Here is a 16,820-nt window from a genome sequence, read left to right on the forward strand (position 1 = left end):
AGTGCTCCGCTCGACTTGCATGTATTAGGCACGCCGCCAGCGTTCGTCCTGAGCCAGGATCAAACTCTCCATAATAGAAAAGCTGAATAGCTCATTGACTTGCTAGCGAGATTTTACAATCTCATTTATAGTCGATTACTCGACTGTGCTTACTCACTCGTTGTTCAGTTTTCAAAGATCAATGTCTTCCTTATTCATCCATCGCCTTCAAAAGCGACCTGATCAATATACCACATCAGCCTATTCGATTGCAAGAACTTTTTTTCAGTTACTTTCGTTCTTTCGTTCGACCGCCGAAGCGACAAGAAGTAATATAACAAATACGCGAAGGCATTGCAAGTCCTTTTCTAATTGTAAAATATGGTAACAAAAAAAAGCCCCGGCGCGTCATGCACCAGAGCTTAAAGCTTTTTAACCTTGACTTCCTATAAAGATGTAACGAGCTAGAACAAGAATCGCCAATACCCACATAAGCCAGTGAATGGAATAACGCTTCTCACTTTTACCACCCAAGTTCGCTGCTGCTGCCAGTACCACATAAGTAACAATACCAAAGGATATACCATTCGCAATATTGTAAGTGAAAGGCATCAATACAATTGTAAGGAACGCTGGAATAGCAATAACGAAGTCTTGGAAATCAATCTCACGAATCGATTGCACCATCAGAACACCAACAACGATCAAAGCAGCCGCCGTAGCGGAACCAGGAATCAACATTGCAATTGGAGCTAGGAACAGAGCAAGCAAGAAACATACGCCCGTAGTTACGGCGGTCAAACCAGTACGTCCACCCTCTGCTACACCTGCTGCACTTTCTACGAATACAGTGACCGTACTCGTTCCAACTAATGCGCCACCGCTAACACCGATTGCATCAACAAACATCGCTTTCCCTACACGCTTGTTGCCTTCTTCTTTATTCTTCATAATTCCAGCACGACTCGCTGTTCCAACCATGGTGCCGAATGTATCAAACAACTCAACGAATGTAAATGTAGCGATAACGGAAACAATCCCCGTTGTCATAATCCCTGCAAAATCAAAATCACCGAATCGAAGCTTACTTAAATCAGGAACCCATGTCGTATCTGCACTTGTCAACGTACCGAGATTAACCATCCCCATAAAGTAGCCGATAACCGTAGTGGCCAGGATACCGAACAAGATAGCACCGCGAACGCGCAGCACCATAAAAATGGAAATCAACAGAACACCGATAATTGTTAGAATAACGCTTTTATCTTCTAATGAACCCATATGAAACACTGTTTCAAAGGAAAGAACGTCTGTAAATTGATGAGCTTTGATATCATTGCCGCTTTCTACTGCGACAGTAAGAATACCGCTGTTTTTGAAACCGATCATCGCGATAAACAAGCCGATTCCCACTGTAATCGCATGCTTCAGGCCATCTGGAACAGCGACAAGGAGGATCTGTCGAATTCGGGTCACGGTTAAAATGATAAAGATGATCCCCGAAATAAACACGGCGGTTAACCCCATTGAAAACGTAAACTTACCTTGCGATGTCAAGATAATCGTTGCAAAATAAGCGTTCAAGCCCATTCCCGGCGCAAGCGCAACAGGAAAGTTAACGAATAACCCCATAGCAATCGTCATAACACCGGCAGCAATCGCCGTAGCCAAGAAAATCGAAGTCCAGTCACCGCCGGTAGCTCCCGATTTAAAAGCACTCAGCACATCTGGGTTGACTGCAAGGATGTAAGCCATTGTCATGAAGGTTGTAATCCCCGCAATGATTTCTGTTCTTACGGTCGTGCCGTTTTGTTTCAATTTGAAAAAGCGATCCATTTTTCCTACTCCTCCTAAAACGAATGGTGGGGAACAGCAAAAAACCCGGAATCATGTTGCCTGATTCCGGGTACGAAAAAGGAGCTTCCCTATGAGAGTTGCCCCTTCTATGCATAGCACAAAAAGTCATAGTAACTCACACAGATTCCGTCCTTTTTTTCGTAGCCAGATCATTTGCGGTGATCTCGTAGAAACTCTCGGGCCAATCCCCAAGATTATACGAAAAACTGTTATCCATTTCACATTTTAGTGCGGAAATAACCCTTTGTCAATAAAAAAGACGAACATTCCAGGGTTAAATTTTCCCAGAACGTTCGTCTTTTCAATTTTATTTATTCCCACTCAATCGTAGCAGGCGGTTTGGACGTAATGTCGTACACAATACGGTTTACATTCTCCACTTCGTTCACGATACGAACGGAGATTTTCTCCAGCACATCCCACGGAATACGCGCCCAGTCGGCTGTCATGCCGTCGATGGAAGTAACCGCACGGATACCTACGGTATAGGAGTACGTTCTAGCGTCTCCCATAACCCCAACGCTTTTCATGCCCGGAAGCGCCGTGAAGTATTGCCAGATCTCGCGATCCAAACCCGCTTTCGCGATTTCATCGCGCAGGATGGCGTCGGATTCACGAACAATTTTCAGTTTGTCCTCTGTAACCTCGCCAAGAACACGAATAGCCAGACCAGGACCTGGGAATGGTTGTCTCCACACGATTGCTGCTGGAAGACCACACTCTTCGCCCACTTTGCGCACTTCGTCTTTAAACAAAGTTTTGAGCGGCTCGATTAGCTTGAACTTCATATCTTTCGGCAGTCCGCCTACGTTATGATGCGATTTAATCGTATGCGCTGTAGCTGTACCGCTTTCTACGATATCCGTATAAAGCGTACCTTGGGCCAGGAACGTAAAGTCATCGAATTTACCGGACTCCTCTTCGAACACGCGGATAAATTCCGTACCGATAATTTTACGTTTTTGCTCCGGATCGGCTACGCCGGCCAATTTGCCGAGGAAGCGTTCACGCGCATCGATTTTGACCACTTGCATATCGAATTTGCCAACAAATGTATCCATCACGCTTTCTGCCTCGCCTTGACGCAGCAAGCCATGGTCAATGAACATACAAGTCAATTGTGGACCAATCGCTTTATGCAAAAGAATCGCCACAACCGATGAATCCACCCCGCCGCTAAGCGCGCAAAGGACTTTCTTGTCGCCGACTTCTTGGCGAAGTTCTTTGACCATATCCTCAACAAAGGAGGACATCGTCCAATCCCCTTCACAACCGCAAACGCCGTAGATGAAGTTATGGATCATTTCGTTCCCTTGAAGGGAGTGACGAACTTCCGGATGGAATTGTACCGCATGAATATTGCGCTCACGATGGCTCATTGCGGCAATTTCAAGGGAATCCGTGCTCGCTTCGATGACGAAACCTTCAGGAAGAACGGATACATGGTCACCATGGCTCATCCATACCGTTTGTTTCGCTTCCAAGCCTTTCACCAGCGGGCTTTCATTGGTAAACGAAAGATCTGCCTTGCCATATTCACGCGTATGCGCGCGTTCAACTTTACCGTTCAATTGATGAGCAATTAACTGCATGCCGTAGCAAATCCCCAAAATCGGAATGCCCAAATCGAAGATTTGCGGATCAACAGCTGGTGCTCCCTCACCGTACACGCTGGATGGACCGCCAGAGAACACAATACCCTTTGGCTGAAGCTCGCGAATTTTCTCAACCGTTGTATTGAACGGCAGCAGTTCGCTGTACACGCCCAAATCACGGATTCGTCTAGCAATCAGTTGGTTGTACTGGCCTCCAAAATCTAAAACGACGATCATTTCACTCGGTTTACTCATTATCCGACCTCCTAATTTCATAGCGGTTGAGGTGTCAAGGGGACCCTTGTCCTTTTACCGCTATTTATAGGTACTAATTTTAAACATTAGGTACCTAGGATGTAAAGGGGTTTAATGTGTCTTTTGAATGGCTTTCCATATTGCCACAATTTCCCGCTTCGTATAATGCGAAGAATTGACGGCATCATAGCGGATGCTTTCATAGATTAAAGCGAACTTATGCAGCGCCTGCTTTTGGCCTTGATGCTTGAAACTCAAAGCGGTGACATAGTCTCTTACGGTTTGATCCTTAGGTTTGGCGCCATATTTGCGGAATAATTGGAGCCACAAACGATCCATATAAGGAATCAGGGGATGCGGATAATTGAAGCTGTGTTTGTAAAATGGAACGAGCGCTCCGTTAAACAAGAACCCTTTTCGCTTCAGCAGTAGAACAATAGCCGCCAGCACAAGGAGGCCTCCTAGCAACAGGATGAGAGGGTTACGATTTGTTTTGGCATAATCGATGACTGTATGTTTCGCGGCTTTCAGCCACTCGCTTGAACTTGCTGTAAAATTCCCAGGCACCGGAATATTCATCAGTGAAGCGGTCATCGCCGATTGCTCCATAGCGGCCGTCGTTAAGGTCTCTCTTGGATGGTCGGAAGAAATCCCTGAGAACCCAGGTGTAGGTTCAAACGGCACCCACCCCATTGATGGGAAATACACTTCCACCCAGGAATGCGCATCGGAATTGCGAACCAATACTTCTTGAAGCTGATCCCCGCCGCTGTCAACAGATTGCAGTGTGCCAGGTGCGAACCCTTTTACCCAACGAGCAGGTACCCCCACAGACCTCAACATCACAACCATCGACGTCGAAAAGTGATCACAATAACCCGTCTTATCCACGAACAAAAAGTGGCTGACAAAGTCTTCGCTCCGACTTGGAGCTGTCGGCTTCTCAAGGCTGTACGTATAGGTATGGCTCAAATACTGCTCAATCGCAACGGCTTTGGCATAAGGCGTAAGCCGATTCGATGTGATCTGTTCGGCAATGCTGCGAACTGACCTTGGCAACGTTGACGGCAACTGCAAATAATCGCCCGTAATCTCAGACGGGTAGGAACCGACGTCCGAATTCAGCAAAGTCGGATCTTCCTTTACAGGCTGCACGGTTATTTTGTAATAAGACAAAGGATCTGCGATATCAGGCAAAATCACTTTACCGCTGAGTGTAGACTTAAGCAGAATGTCAGGTGATAACGGTTTCCCCTTCTCCGTCAGAAGAGAGTCCACCCCCAATAGATTGCCACCTAAGAACAACTGCTTATTCGGTGACTTGTCGTTCCACAAAACTTCCTGTGTAACAAGCCCTTCAGAACCTGTATGAACAGGCGCTGCGTACGATTCAAGTGTTTGATTCGTTTGCGTCCAGCCTTTGCCGTCATAAAAATTTTTGGATTCTCCGCGCCAGTAAGTTGACTCTGAGGTTTTGGCTGTGAATACCGGAGTCGTGTCTACTTGGAGTGGACCTCCTAAGGACGTATCATTTTGACCGTAGCCTGATTTGGCCACAGTTCCTCCAGCATGCGTCTCCTCATTGTAAAGTTCAAACAACCGATCGGACATATACGCCCAACTTACCGGCTTCATCAGAGCTTCCGGCTCGGCCTGCTTGGCCGAATACCATGCGGCTGCGGCTAGCACCCCCACTATGGCTGCACTAACGGCAACCCACCTAAAAGCGCTTCCGGGACGAACCGAAGCAAAGCCATAGGTTTGCTCGATTCTCGAAAGATTCAGCAGCGCTAACAGCAGCAATCCATATCCTATTGTGCGCATGATGCCTTGCACGGTATCCGCACCAAATACCAATTGTAGGACAACCAGATAACTCAACGTGGCAGCAACAAACCATAGGCTGTGCTGCCTTTGCAGCATGAGCGCCTGTATCATGGAAATAAGCAGCGACCAACCCAGCAAAAATAGCAAGGTCCTGAGTTCACCGCTGATGAGGTCGAAATGGGCCTGCATCAGATAACCGGCATCCTGAACAATCGTTCCAAGCAAGTCAAAGATCCACGCTCCGGTTATAAAGGTTTCCCTGTCAAACATAAATCCGACGAAAAGCAGGATCAACACGCCTTTGGCCGTCCATCCCCAAACGTAAGGAACTTTAAAACAATCTATGGCGATGCATAACGCAAAAACGACCAATATCGGGCCGGATTCAATCGACGTATCTGCCATCCACGCCAATGGACGGAGCCATTCTGAAATCAGTAAAAACAGTAAGAGAGAGATCAAGATGTCTCGGAAAAAGGTTTGGTGAAGCGGCGATGATGTCCCCGTGCCAGTGCCAGTCACTGCGCTGGCGTGGAAGATGGGGCGTGGCGGAATGGCTCCCGAAAGGTGAACCCCCTCATCTGACTTGCGAGACGAATTCGATGACGGAAAGAGCATGCGCGAATCGCGCCGTGGTTCAAGCGGTTGCATCCGCGACACCTCCTTGCTTCGGCCACTGGCCCCGCGGGTGTGGCACTTCCGTGAAGCTGCAGCCTGCGGCTTGCAGCTGCGAAGCCCCCTCTCGCTCAGCGACCGAGAGGGAGGGCTTGGCGTGCACGTAGATCACGTGCACGGAACGGCGCCTGGTGCGCGCATCCGCAATCGCGCGCACCAGCGCCACATCCAGCGTCGATGTGATACACACCATCGACGCATCCGGCGGCAAGGCCGCCGCCTCTTTCCTGACGAGGTCAGGAAAGGCCATGGCGGGCTTGCCGCCCACGCTCGCGAGTACTTCGTACGCGAGCGTCAAATCCGGGCGAATCGTCGGCGCGATTCGCCTGCCGTTCGAGCTGCTGGCGAAGCCGCAGCTCTCGCGCCCGCCGGCGGCGGCTTCGAAGAAGCCTGCAGCAAGGGCGACGCCCTTCTCCAGCAGCGGCTGAGCCGCTTCAGCTGGAGCCGCCGCAGGCGCCGCATCGAGCAGCAGCATCCGCTTCGCGGAGGCGGCCTGCTCGGGGGCTTTGGTCATCAGCCGGTTCAACCGGGCTGTGGACTTCCAATGAATGCGGTGATACGGGTCACCGCTGGCATAGTCACGGACACCGCTGATGAGCGGTGTCTCCGCTTTGGGACCGCGGGCAGTAGGCACGTCGCCGTCGTCCGCGTGAAAGGTCATGCCGGATCGGCCTAGCGTATCCGCCTTCGGATAAACGAGGCACCGGTGAATCTCCTCCCTGCGCGTTCGGCGAACGGCGAAACCGAACATATCGCCGGTGACCGCTTCACAGCCTGCGAAGCGGTATACGCCACGCATCAGGCCCGTAATTTTATAACGGAAAAGGATCGTGGACTGAAACCATGGGAAAAGCAACTTGCTATAGATCAGTTGAGCCCCGCTTCCTTCGTGGACCCACGTTTCTTTAACGACCAACCAAGGCATTGGCACCCGCGCACGGTGTGCGATCCCGAGGCTAATCGTGATATCTTCGCCCGCCACAAATACTTCTCCCGACAACTGCCGGTTGATCGACAGCCCTTTGAACGCAAAGACATAGAACAATCCAGCCTGAATCCATATCAAAGTCAAGCAGCATCCTAAATACCAGGCAGCGAAGCCACCTTGCCAATAAACCAACAGAACCGATAGGACACACCCCACAAAGAGCAGCGACGATTTACCCCAGCTTTTCATGAATATGCCCCCTACTTCGACGAAACATAGCGAAGTACTGGAGTTTGCAAGGAAGCTAATAGATCCGCTAATATCCGTTCCGCCGACTTGCCCGTCATCCGAGCCTCGGAGGTCAGAATAAGCCTGTGTGTCCAAACAGGCAGCACCAAATCCTTAATATCATCCGGCACAACGAACGTTCTGCCTTTCATATAAGCAGACGTTTGCGCAGCACGCATCAACGCGTGGGAGGCCCTTGGACTTGCACCAAGATACAAATCGGTATGTTCCCTTGTAGCTAAAGCAAGGCGAACGATGAAATCTTTTAACGTATTATCGACATGAATCATAGCTGCTTCTCTTTGCAACTGCACAAACTCATCCTGCACAATAACAGGCTTCACTTGGTCGATCGGATGGCGGTCCTGGAGTCGGTCGAGCATCAAAATCTCTTGATCCGGCGTCGGATAGCCTAAGGATAGCTTCATCAGGAAGCGATCCATTTGCGCTTCAGGAAGTGCGTAAGTCCCTTCATAATCTACGGGATTTTGAGTTGCCAACAAGACGAAAGGCTTCGGCAGTTCATAGCCCACCCCATCCACTGTGACCCGCTTCTCTTCCATCGCTTCCAGAAAAGCAGATTGTGTTTTCGGGGAGGTCCGGTTGCATTCGTCCGCCAATACGATCGGCGTCATTAAAGGTCCGGGACGAAATTCAAAATCGCCTGTCTTCGCATTATAAACAGACACGCCCGTCACATCGGATGGCAGCAAATCCGGCGTACATTGTATTCTCTTAAACTCGCAACCTATGGTTCTTGCCAAAGCGCGCACTAACATGGTTTTTCCCACACCCGGCACGTCTTCCAATAAAAGATGGCCGCCGCTTAACATCGCGATAAACGCTTGCTCGATCGTTTCTCTTTTGCCAACAATCACTTTCTCCACATTCAGGATCATCCGTTCCACGAGAGGCTGCGGCTGATCGAATATTCGTGTTTTCGACTGCATAGTCAAGAAGCCTCCTTACTTAAAGGTATGCTTCTAGTTTTTCCAGTCTTCTACTCTTTTAGACATTATCCTGCTAGGGCAAATAGAGAGTTTTTTAGACTACTATTATTATCTTTCAGGATATAGAATTGTCGGAAGGCCATCGCCACTTCCCGTCTGCCCTCTTCCATCACCGTGTCCGTAATTTTACCTCCTAGCGAATCTACCGTTTTACGCAGGGGCACGACCATCGTCCCCTCTTGAAGTTCCATATCTGCGAGCGAGTAGGTGGCTACGTTATTTCCCAAAGCATAGGCGCGAATCGTTCTCGCCGGTAAGTCATATTGAATATCGTAAATGCCGTAGTGAGCATTAGCTGTCTTCGTTTTATCCTGCCACTGTACGTTTCCACCTAACTTTTCAATTAAAAAACGCAATGATAGCTCAATACGATCTGATCGCAATTGATATTGTGCCGGCTCCAAGGTGACACTGCTCCACTTAGAAAAATTAATCTTTAGCGGCACAGTCGGCTTTACAGCCACCGCCGGCGACGCTGTCTCCGCTGCTGCCACCTTTTGCTTCCCTAGCTGCTCATCTGTGTTCTTAGGCTCCTCCTTGACTTGCTGCAGGCCCGGATGCTGGTGTACGGTCGCATATTGTTGTGTTTCCTCCCATAGTTGTTGAAAATGAGCCGCACTCATGTTTCTTGACCACTTGGATTTCCCCACCTGAAATTGCTTCGGCTTGACGTCAGTTGTCAGAGGCGCGAAAACATAACCCAGGTTTTTATAGTATTCGATCACTTTTGGCAGGATCTCTACGGTTGATTCATGCCCTGTGCCATCATGAAATAGAACCGTCAATTCGTGCTCGAGCGGTGAATCCTTGACCGTTTGCCAGATCTCATTTGCCGGAACATGAACTCTCTTCGAATCACCGCTGTCTACATTCCAGTCAACGACGGTATAACCCGCTTTATCCATTAAATAGTAGTAATAGGCATCGAAATTGGTATAGGTCCCCCCAGGAGCGCGCACGAATTGCGGGCGGGTGTCTGCGATGTCGGCGAAGATTTCCTCACTGCGTTGAATTTGATCCCAAAACGTTTGAAAATCGCTATAAAGCTCTTTATATACATGATTATAGGAATGATTGCCGAGGGTATGTCCGTCTTTCAAAATTCTTTTCACCATATCCGGATACTCTTTGGCCTGCTCGCCCAGCGCAAAAAACGTAGCTTTCACGCCCTCTTGCTCTAAAATATCCAGAACCTTGCCCGTTAACTTGCTAGGACCATCATCAAAGGTTAAATAAACCGTAGGCTGCTCAGGGGTTACATAGTTTTTCTCTTCTTGCTGCAGGCGTTTGCCCGTTTTGAGCTTTTGATAGATCTCCTGCTCATCTTTTGCGGAGGTTCCATCCCCCTCCGTGGCCCTAACAGGGACCGCAGAAAGAAACAGGGAAACTAGTAGTAGCATGACCATAATGAGTTGAAAACTTTTCCGTTTAATGGCTGCATGTTGAACATGAAAACGCATGCGATGATCCCTCCGCTTGTTCTATCATTTTACTACCTGATAGAGTATATGGGAGATGGACGGGGAGTATGTCTCTTGTCTAGCAGTAATTTTTCGATGAGGGAGAGTAGTGGATGAAGAGATGTGAAAAGGAACTAAAGTCCCTTATTTTGGTGTAATTGGCCGTTTTCATGGGCTAGACGGAACTACAGGGTTTTATTAGTTGAAAAAACCAGTATTTCGCTTGAAATTGGCATAATAGAGGATCATAGTTCCTATCTATCTAGCAAACAGCCGCTTCTAGATGAAATAGCGGACTGTAGTTCTTTTTCCCTCTTTCCTCGCGTCCGCCGAGCCATTGAACTAAACAAAAAAAAGCCGCCGAGAACCTCCCTCGACAGCCTTCCTCTTATAGCGCTTCAACCGCTTCCAGCACCGACTGGACATGGTTTTTTATCCGCACCTTGCTCCATTCCTTCACGATGTAGCCCTCCTCGTCAATGAGGAAGGTCGAACGGACAATGCCCATGTACTCACGGCCATACAGCTTTTTAAGCGCCCATACTCCGTATTTTTCAGCTACCTGGTGGTCACTGTCAGAAAGCAGCAGGAAAGGCAGCTCATATTTCGCGATAAATTTATGATGAGCGTTCAGCTCATCGGGACTAATGCCGATGACCTCGACCCCGAGTTCGGCGAACTTGCCGTTATAGTCGCGGAAATCGCAGGATTCCTGCGTGCAGGTCGGCGTATTATCTTGCGGGTAAAAGTAGATAACCACCTTTTTACCTTTATAGTCATGCAGCGACACGCTGCTGCCACTCGATGCAGGCAGTGTAAAATCAGGGGCAAGACGTTTGACCGTCTCTTGCTCTTTTTTCTTAGCCATTCTATGAACGCTCCTCTATCCATTCCTTACTTCTCTTCACTCATTATGCGATATTTGCAGCCTCACATCAAACCGCCATGTCCAAAACTAGCATATAACATGAAAATCATGGTAGGTTTAATAGGATGGTATAAAATTTAAAGGAGTGAAGAATCGTCATGCATCCTATTCACCGTATGTCATTACTCTCCACATTGGGACTGGCACTAGTCCTCCCTACTCTATCAGTTTCTGCCGCAGCAGCTGATGATAGCGCACTTATTACACGCGGACAATTCATTAAACAAATTACCGACGAGCTGAAACTGGCACCTTTGAATAAGATGACTGTCCTGCCAACCGACGTCAGTCCGGATTCTCCCTATGCGGATACCGTACGTATCATGCGTGAACGCCAAATCCTGCAGGGATATTCAGACGGCACATTCCGCCTGGACCAGGCCGTTAGCCCCGCGGAGGCTTCTCTCATTCTGGGGAGATTTCTAGGTCTGGCTGACAGTAAGGCGAGCACTGTTTTGAAAAGCGATTACAGCGTTGATTTCAGCGGCCAAACTGCCGGTATGACTCTAGACACAGCAGGAGCAGCCATCAAAAAAGCGCTAGCGAACGACCCTTCGGTGTCCTCCTGGCTCGTTGCAGATCCAAACTCACCAACGGATCTGAAAACGTTCCGCGGTCATATGGAGATGGGCATGCATATTCTGTTTCATCCAAATGCGGGATATCCGCTGAAAAACCTGCAGACAACTGTTAAGTCAGACATCAACTATAATAAGGATCAAGGCCTTCATCAATCCATTACGACTGCCGCCCCTGGTCCCGATATGGCTATGAAAACGATCAACATGGAGCAATACATGGTTAGTCAAGGGACTTTCATGTCGATGCCTAATGCAACAAATGACGGCGTTGAGTGGTATGATATGTCCAAACAAGTGCCATTTACCTTCGAGCAGGTGATGGAGCTGCAGAAGAAAAGCATGGACGTAAGCAAAACCTTGGTAACGCCATATTTCTTCTACAAGGATCTTGGCACGACGGAGAAGGATGGGCAGAAACAGCGCAAAGTCTCTATACGAGGCAAACTAACCAACGCTGCCGATATTGTTAAAACATTGAGTGGACTAGGCGGCAGCCAGGATGCTTTCAAAGAGGTGCTTAACTCGCCTGCGATCGCAGGAATGAGCGTTTCCTTATCCGCTGTGCTTACGGTAGATGAGCAAACCAAACTTCCTGTCAGCATGGATGGCGATTATATCGTCGGATATGGCGATGATCCGAATATTCCGATTGATCAAGTGGATATGACCATGTCTATGACCTATCAGGATGTGAATCAGCCGATCGATATTCAATTACCAGAGGAAGCTAAGAATGCGAAACCTGTTCCTGTTCCTGCTCCTACTACTGTTCCTACGCCTGCTGAATAAGCGTTACGAAATGGACCTTGATTCCCACTTTTCGTGGGGATTAAGGTTTTTTTGTTTTGGCAGGTAGACACTGGCCATTCGCACTCATCTCGTTTATCCATTACAATGAATGTTAGAAATTAGTCGCAAGCAGGTGATACCCTATGTTTAAAATATTGCTGATCGAAGATGATGCCACACTTTTCACAGAAGTAAAGGACCGGCTCGCTCAGTGGTCCTACGATGTGCACGGCATCACGGATTTTGGCCGGGTCATCGAGACGTTCGCGGCCTTGAAACCGGATCTCGTGATTATTGATATTCAGCTTCCGAAATTTGACGGGTTCCATTGGTGCCGAATGATTCGAACTCACTCCAATGTCCCCATTGTCTTCTTGTCCTCACGCGATCATCCAACGGACATGGTGATGTCGATGCAGCTTGGCGCCGATGATTTCATTCAGAAGCCGTTTCATTTCGACGTGCTTATCGCCAAAATCCATGCGATTCTCCGCCGGGTCTATAACTACAACACGGAGCCCCTCAAATTGAAAACCTGGTGCGGTGCTACGATTGATTACGAGAAAAATACGGTGGCGAACGAAACCGGTATGATTGAATTAACGAAGAATGAAATCTTCATTCTCAAATTGCTGATCGAACGTAAGAACACCATCGTCAGCCGGGACGTCATTATTAACAGCCTCTGGGACGACCAGCGGTTTGTCAGCGACAACACCTTAACCGTCAATGTTAATCGACTTCGGAAAACACTGGACGAGCTGGGGTTAGGTCGTTTTATCGAAACTAAAGTCGGGCAAGGTTATATGGCCATAGAAGAGGCTCATTTCCATGATTAGACGTTATCTCGTTGAAAGAAGAAGCTGGCTCCTTTTCTTTATTTCCGCACAGGCTCTTGTTCTGCTTATTGCCTTTTTGGATAAGGCCATTCCCTTTGGCCCTATTCTTTACATCGTTTTTCTAACGACAACGTTATTTCTGATCTTTTTCATTTTTCGTTACAACAAAGAAACTCGCTTCTATAAACAGCTTGAGGAACGAGACAACAATCTGGATCTCTCCGCCTTAGCGGGCGCGGATAGTCCCTTGGAGTCTGTCGTAGAGACCAGCATGATAAATCTGGCCGAACATCTCCGTCAATCCGCGTCCAGGCATCAAGTCGCACTGGAACAGGAAAAGGACGATTTGCTGGCGTGGATTCACGAAGTCAAAACACCGCTCACCGCCATGCGGCTCATGATGGACCGTCTGGAAGATGAGACGATGAAGACCGCTTTAACCTACGAATGGCTGCGGATTCACCTGCTCCTGGATAAACAGCTTCACCAGAAGCGGCTTCCGTTCATGGAGAACGACCTGTATATCGAGCAGGTGAATTTGGAATCATTGACCTATGCAGAAATTAAGACGCTACAGACATGGTGCATCCAAAAAGGCATCGGCTTCGATCTTGATTTTGAAGTGACGGACGTGCTGAGCGACGCCAAATGGCTCGCTTTCATTCTGCGTCAGCTGCTGACGAACGCCGTGAAGTACAGTGACCCTCATGCTGCGGATATCGTCATCCGAACGCGCCGCTGCGACGAACGGACGATCCTTGAGGTCAGCGACCATGGCCGCGGGATCGAACCGAAAGATTTGCCGCGCATCTTCGATAAAGGCTTTACCTCCACAGCCTGGCACCAAGACAGTGCCGCTACAGGGATGGGCCTCTACTTGGCGAAGAAAGCCGCCGAATCGATGCTGATTCACATCGCCGTGAACTCGGAGCCGGGCGCTGGCACCACCTTCACCCTCACCTTCCCCCTGCCGAATGAGGTCATGCGCATTACAGGCATGTGACAACTTTGTCACATGCCTCTCTTCTTTGTTCGCCCGATCGCGGGAGAAACCGGGCAGCTCTTTTTATAATAAAGCTATCGAATAAAGGAGTGTGTGAAATGACGATTCTGGAAGCAGTGAAAATACACAAAAGCTACGGCAATAAATTCAACAAGCAAGAAGTTCTGAAGGGGCTCGATATCCGGATTGAAAAGGGAGAGTTCGTCAGTATTATGGGGGCGTCGGGCTCGGGGAAAACCACGCTGCTGAATGTGCTTTCCTCCATCGATAAGGTCAGCCAAGGCTCTATTCAAATCGAGGGCAAAGAGATTACGGCTTTGAAAGAAAAGCAATTAGCCGAGTTTCGCAAGCGGCATTTGGGGTTTATTTTTCAAGACTATAATCTGCTCGATACCTTGACCGTCAAAGAAAACATTCTTCTGCCGCTTTCTATTGCTCGAACTTCCAAACAGGACGCTGAGTCCAAGTTCCAAGCCGTCGCCACGGAGCTGGGCATCTATGAAATCAAGGATAAATATCCCAACGAAATCTCAGGCGGCCAAAAACAGCGGACCTCCGCGGCCAGAGCGTTCGTTCATGAGCCGGGCCTTATTTTCGCAGATGAGCCAACCGGGGCGCTCGACTCCAAATCCGCATCGGATTTGCTGCATAAGCTGAGCGATATGAACGAAAAGCGAACAGCTACCATCGTCATGGTCACGCACGACTCCGTCGCTGCGAGCTACGGGAGCCGGGTTATATTCATCAAAGACGGGCAAATCTACACGCAGCTTTATAAAGGACAGGAATCCAGACAAGCTTTCTTTCAAGATATCATGAAGACCCAAGCAGTTCTAGGCGGTGTGCAGAATGAGCATTAACCAGCTGATTATTCAAAATTTGAAAGCGAACATCAAGCACTATTATTTATATATATTCGCTTTGATGTTCAGCGTCGCGTTGTACTTTGCTTTTGTCACTTTGCAGTACGATCCCGCTTTGGATCAGACCAGAGGCTCCATCAAAGGAGCAGCAGCCATCAAGTCTGCCTCGATTCTGCTAATCGCAATTGTCGCCATTTTCAACCTGTATGCCAATAACATCTTTGTAAAAAGGCGCAGCAAGGAAATCGGCTTATTGCAGCTGATCGGCATGACGAAAATGTCCATTTTCCGGATCCTCAGCACAGAGAACTTCATCCTGTATTTCAGCTCGCTGATTGTCGGAAGCTTTATCGGTTTCTCGGTGTCGAAGCTGATTCTGATGATATTGTTCCAAATTACGGGGGTCAACGCGATTGCAACGCTTCATTTTTCGACCCAGGCGCTAGTCCAGACATTCGTTGTTTTCGTGGCCGTCTATTTACTAATTATGCTAGTTAACTACGTGTTTATAAAAAGACAAACCATCCTGTCACTGTTCCGAGTTACTACGTCAACCGAAATCAAAGTAAAGCGGCTATCTCTTGCAGAAGCAGTCCTTGGATTAATTGGCATTACGCTCATCTTGCTCGGGTATTATGTTTCATCCATGCTGTTCAGCGGCAAATACACGACCATGGTCGAATTGTTCACAGCGATGATCTTTATTTTGGCTTCGGTTATTATCGGCTCTTATCTGTTTTATCGAGGCTCCGTCCGCATGCTGCTTAACGTCATTCGCAAGAAGAAAAACGGGTATTTGAATGTTCGCGAAGTCCTCTCGCTCTCTTCCATTATGTTTCGAATGAAATCCAATGCCCTGCTGTTAACAGTCATTACAACCGTATCGGCATTAGCCATCGCTTTGCTGTCATTAAGCTACATTTCGTACTATTCTGCCGAAAAAACAGCAATAAACGATGTGCCGGCCCACTTCGCTATCACCCAAAAAGACGATGCCGACAAGTTCAAGGCGGCGCTGGATGCCCGCCGCATTTCGCATAAGGATACGACCATTGAAGTGCTACAGACTAAAGCCAACCTAGAAGGAGTTTTATCCGGCAAAATGAACGGGCTTATGGCGGATCCGAGGGATATGACGCTTTCCGTGATCAGCGATGTAAATACGCCTTCCTTCGATATGAAGCCTGAGCAAACTTTGTTTACCGGCACCAACGATTTGTTGAGTAAATTTATGAGATTCAAAGATTCCGGGCAGATCGAGTTAGCCGGACAACACAACATTACCCCGCTCACCTATTTAGGTTCGAAGAAACAATCCTTCGTCTCTTGGTACTTCACAAACGGCGGTATGCCCGTTGCCATCGTAGACGACTCCGTCTTCCAACGGCTAAAACAGGATCTGGTGCCATCGCTGCAAAAGAAAGCCTCCCTCTATCAGGGTATCGATATTGTGAGTGAAGCTGAGCTGCCAACCGCCAATCAGATTTTCGGAGACTTAGGCCTAGGTAAAGACGGTCGTGGTGACTCCCGACTGGATAGCACTTTGAACCAAAAAAATAGAATGGGACTTACGATGTTCATCGTCGGCTTCCTCGGCCTTACGTTCCTGATTACATCAGGGTGCATCCTGTATTTCAAGCAGATGGATGAGAGCGAAGACGAAAAGCCGACCTACACGATTTTACGAAAACTTGGCTACACGCAAGAGGATTTATTAAGAGGGATTCGCCGCAAACAGCTATTCAGCTTCGGAATCCCGCTTGTCGTCGGCCTTGCGCATAGCTACTTCGCCGTTCAATCCGGCTGGTTCCTGTTCGGAGCGGAACTCTGGACACCCATGATTGTGGTCATGGTGCTTTATACCGCTTTATATTCCGTCTTCGGCTTTCTTTCCGTGAAACATTATAAGAAAGTCATTCGCCAAGCGCTTTGATAGACGATTG

12 protein-coding genes, 1 rRNA gene and 1 riboswitch are annotated in these 16,820 nt (G+C 48.4%); of the genes, 5 read left to right on the forward strand and 8 right to left on the reverse strand.

Annotation, left to right across the window (positions count from 1 at the left end):
- The 8 genes from AC3WTJ_RS29860 to bcp form a co-directional block, all read right to left on the reverse strand.
- A 16S ribosomal RNA gene (locus tag AC3WTJ_RS29860) occupies positions 1 to 75 on the reverse strand; the annotation flags it as partial.
- Between the two features lie 336 nt (positions 76 to 411).
- Positions 412 to 1,815 carry an NCS2 family permease gene (locus tag AC3WTJ_RS29865; RefSeq protein ID WP_492524811.1) on the reverse strand — a complete coding sequence of 468 codons (1,404 nt, stop codon included), beginning with the start codon at positions 1,813 to 1,815 and terminating at the stop codon, positions 412 to 414.
- Positions 1,816 to 1,957: 142 nt separating this feature from the next.
- A riboswitch (purine riboswitch) is annotated at positions 1,958 to 2,058 on the reverse strand.
- A gap of 89 nt (positions 2,059 to 2,147) precedes the next feature.
- Entirely contained in the window at positions 2,148 to 3,686 is a 1,539-nt protein-coding gene (guaA, locus tag AC3WTJ_RS29870) for a glutamine-hydrolyzing GMP synthase (protein WP_157323366.1), read from the reverse strand.
- 111 nt (positions 3,687 to 3,797) lie between these two features.
- A complete protein-coding gene (locus AC3WTJ_RS29875; protein WP_492524812.1) occupies positions 3,798 to 6,164 on the reverse strand; it encodes a transglutaminase-like domain-containing protein in 2,367 nt (788 codons plus the stop codon).
- On the reverse strand, positions 6,151 to 7,365 hold the full coding sequence (locus tag AC3WTJ_RS29880; protein WP_492524813.1) for a DUF58 domain-containing protein: 1,215 nt from the start codon (positions 7,363 to 7,365) through the stop codon (positions 6,151 to 6,153). The genes AC3WTJ_RS29875 and AC3WTJ_RS29880 overlap by 14 nt, the downstream gene beginning before the upstream one ends.
- Before the next feature lie 11 nt (positions 7,366 to 7,376).
- On the reverse strand, positions 7,377 to 8,354 hold the full coding sequence (locus tag AC3WTJ_RS29885) for an AAA family ATPase (RefSeq protein ID WP_127458692.1): 978 nt from the start codon (positions 8,352 to 8,354) through the stop codon (positions 7,377 to 7,379).
- A 65-nt stretch (positions 8,355 to 8,419) separates the two neighbouring features.
- Positions 8,420 to 9,874 carry a polysaccharide deacetylase family protein gene (locus tag AC3WTJ_RS29890; protein WP_492524814.1) on the reverse strand — a complete coding sequence of 485 codons (1,455 nt, stop codon included), beginning with the start codon at positions 9,872 to 9,874 and terminating at the stop codon, positions 8,420 to 8,422.
- Between the two features lie 388 nt (positions 9,875 to 10,262).
- A complete protein-coding gene (gene bcp, locus AC3WTJ_RS29895; RefSeq protein WP_492524815.1) occupies positions 10,263 to 10,742 on the reverse strand; it encodes a thioredoxin-dependent thiol peroxidase in 480 nt (159 codons plus the stop codon).
- Positions 10,743 to 10,900: 158 nt separating this feature from the next.
- Between bcp and AC3WTJ_RS29900 the strand changes: the two genes are divergently transcribed.
- From AC3WTJ_RS29900 to AC3WTJ_RS29920, 5 genes are all read left to right on the forward strand, one after another.
- On the forward strand, positions 10,901 to 12,172 hold the full coding sequence (locus tag AC3WTJ_RS29900; protein WP_492524816.1) for a DUF6612 family protein: 1,272 nt from the start codon (positions 10,901 to 10,903) through the stop codon (positions 12,170 to 12,172).
- A gap of 143 nt (positions 12,173 to 12,315) precedes the next feature.
- Entirely contained in the window at positions 12,316 to 13,011 is a 696-nt protein-coding gene (locus AC3WTJ_RS29905) for a response regulator transcription factor (RefSeq protein WP_492524817.1), read from the forward strand.
- A complete protein-coding gene (locus AC3WTJ_RS29910; RefSeq protein ID WP_492524818.1) occupies positions 13,004 to 14,014 on the forward strand; it encodes a sensor histidine kinase in 1,011 nt (336 codons plus the stop codon). The genes AC3WTJ_RS29905 and AC3WTJ_RS29910 overlap by 8 nt, the downstream gene beginning before the upstream one ends.
- A gap of 98 nt (positions 14,015 to 14,112) precedes the next feature.
- Positions 14,113 to 14,874 carry an ABC transporter ATP-binding protein gene (locus tag AC3WTJ_RS29915; protein ID WP_492524819.1) on the forward strand — a complete coding sequence of 254 codons (762 nt, stop codon included), beginning with the start codon at positions 14,113 to 14,115 and terminating at the stop codon, positions 14,872 to 14,874.
- Positions 14,864 to 16,810 carry an FtsX-like permease family protein gene (locus AC3WTJ_RS29920; protein WP_492524820.1) on the forward strand — a complete coding sequence of 649 codons (1,947 nt, stop codon included), beginning with the start codon at positions 14,864 to 14,866 and terminating at the stop codon, positions 16,808 to 16,810. The genes AC3WTJ_RS29915 and AC3WTJ_RS29920 overlap by 11 nt, the downstream gene beginning before the upstream one ends.
- The last annotated feature ends 10 nt before the right edge of the window (positions 16,811 to 16,820 follow it).

This window comes from Paenibacillus sp. FW101-FHT12H11 (assembly GCF_058790355.1).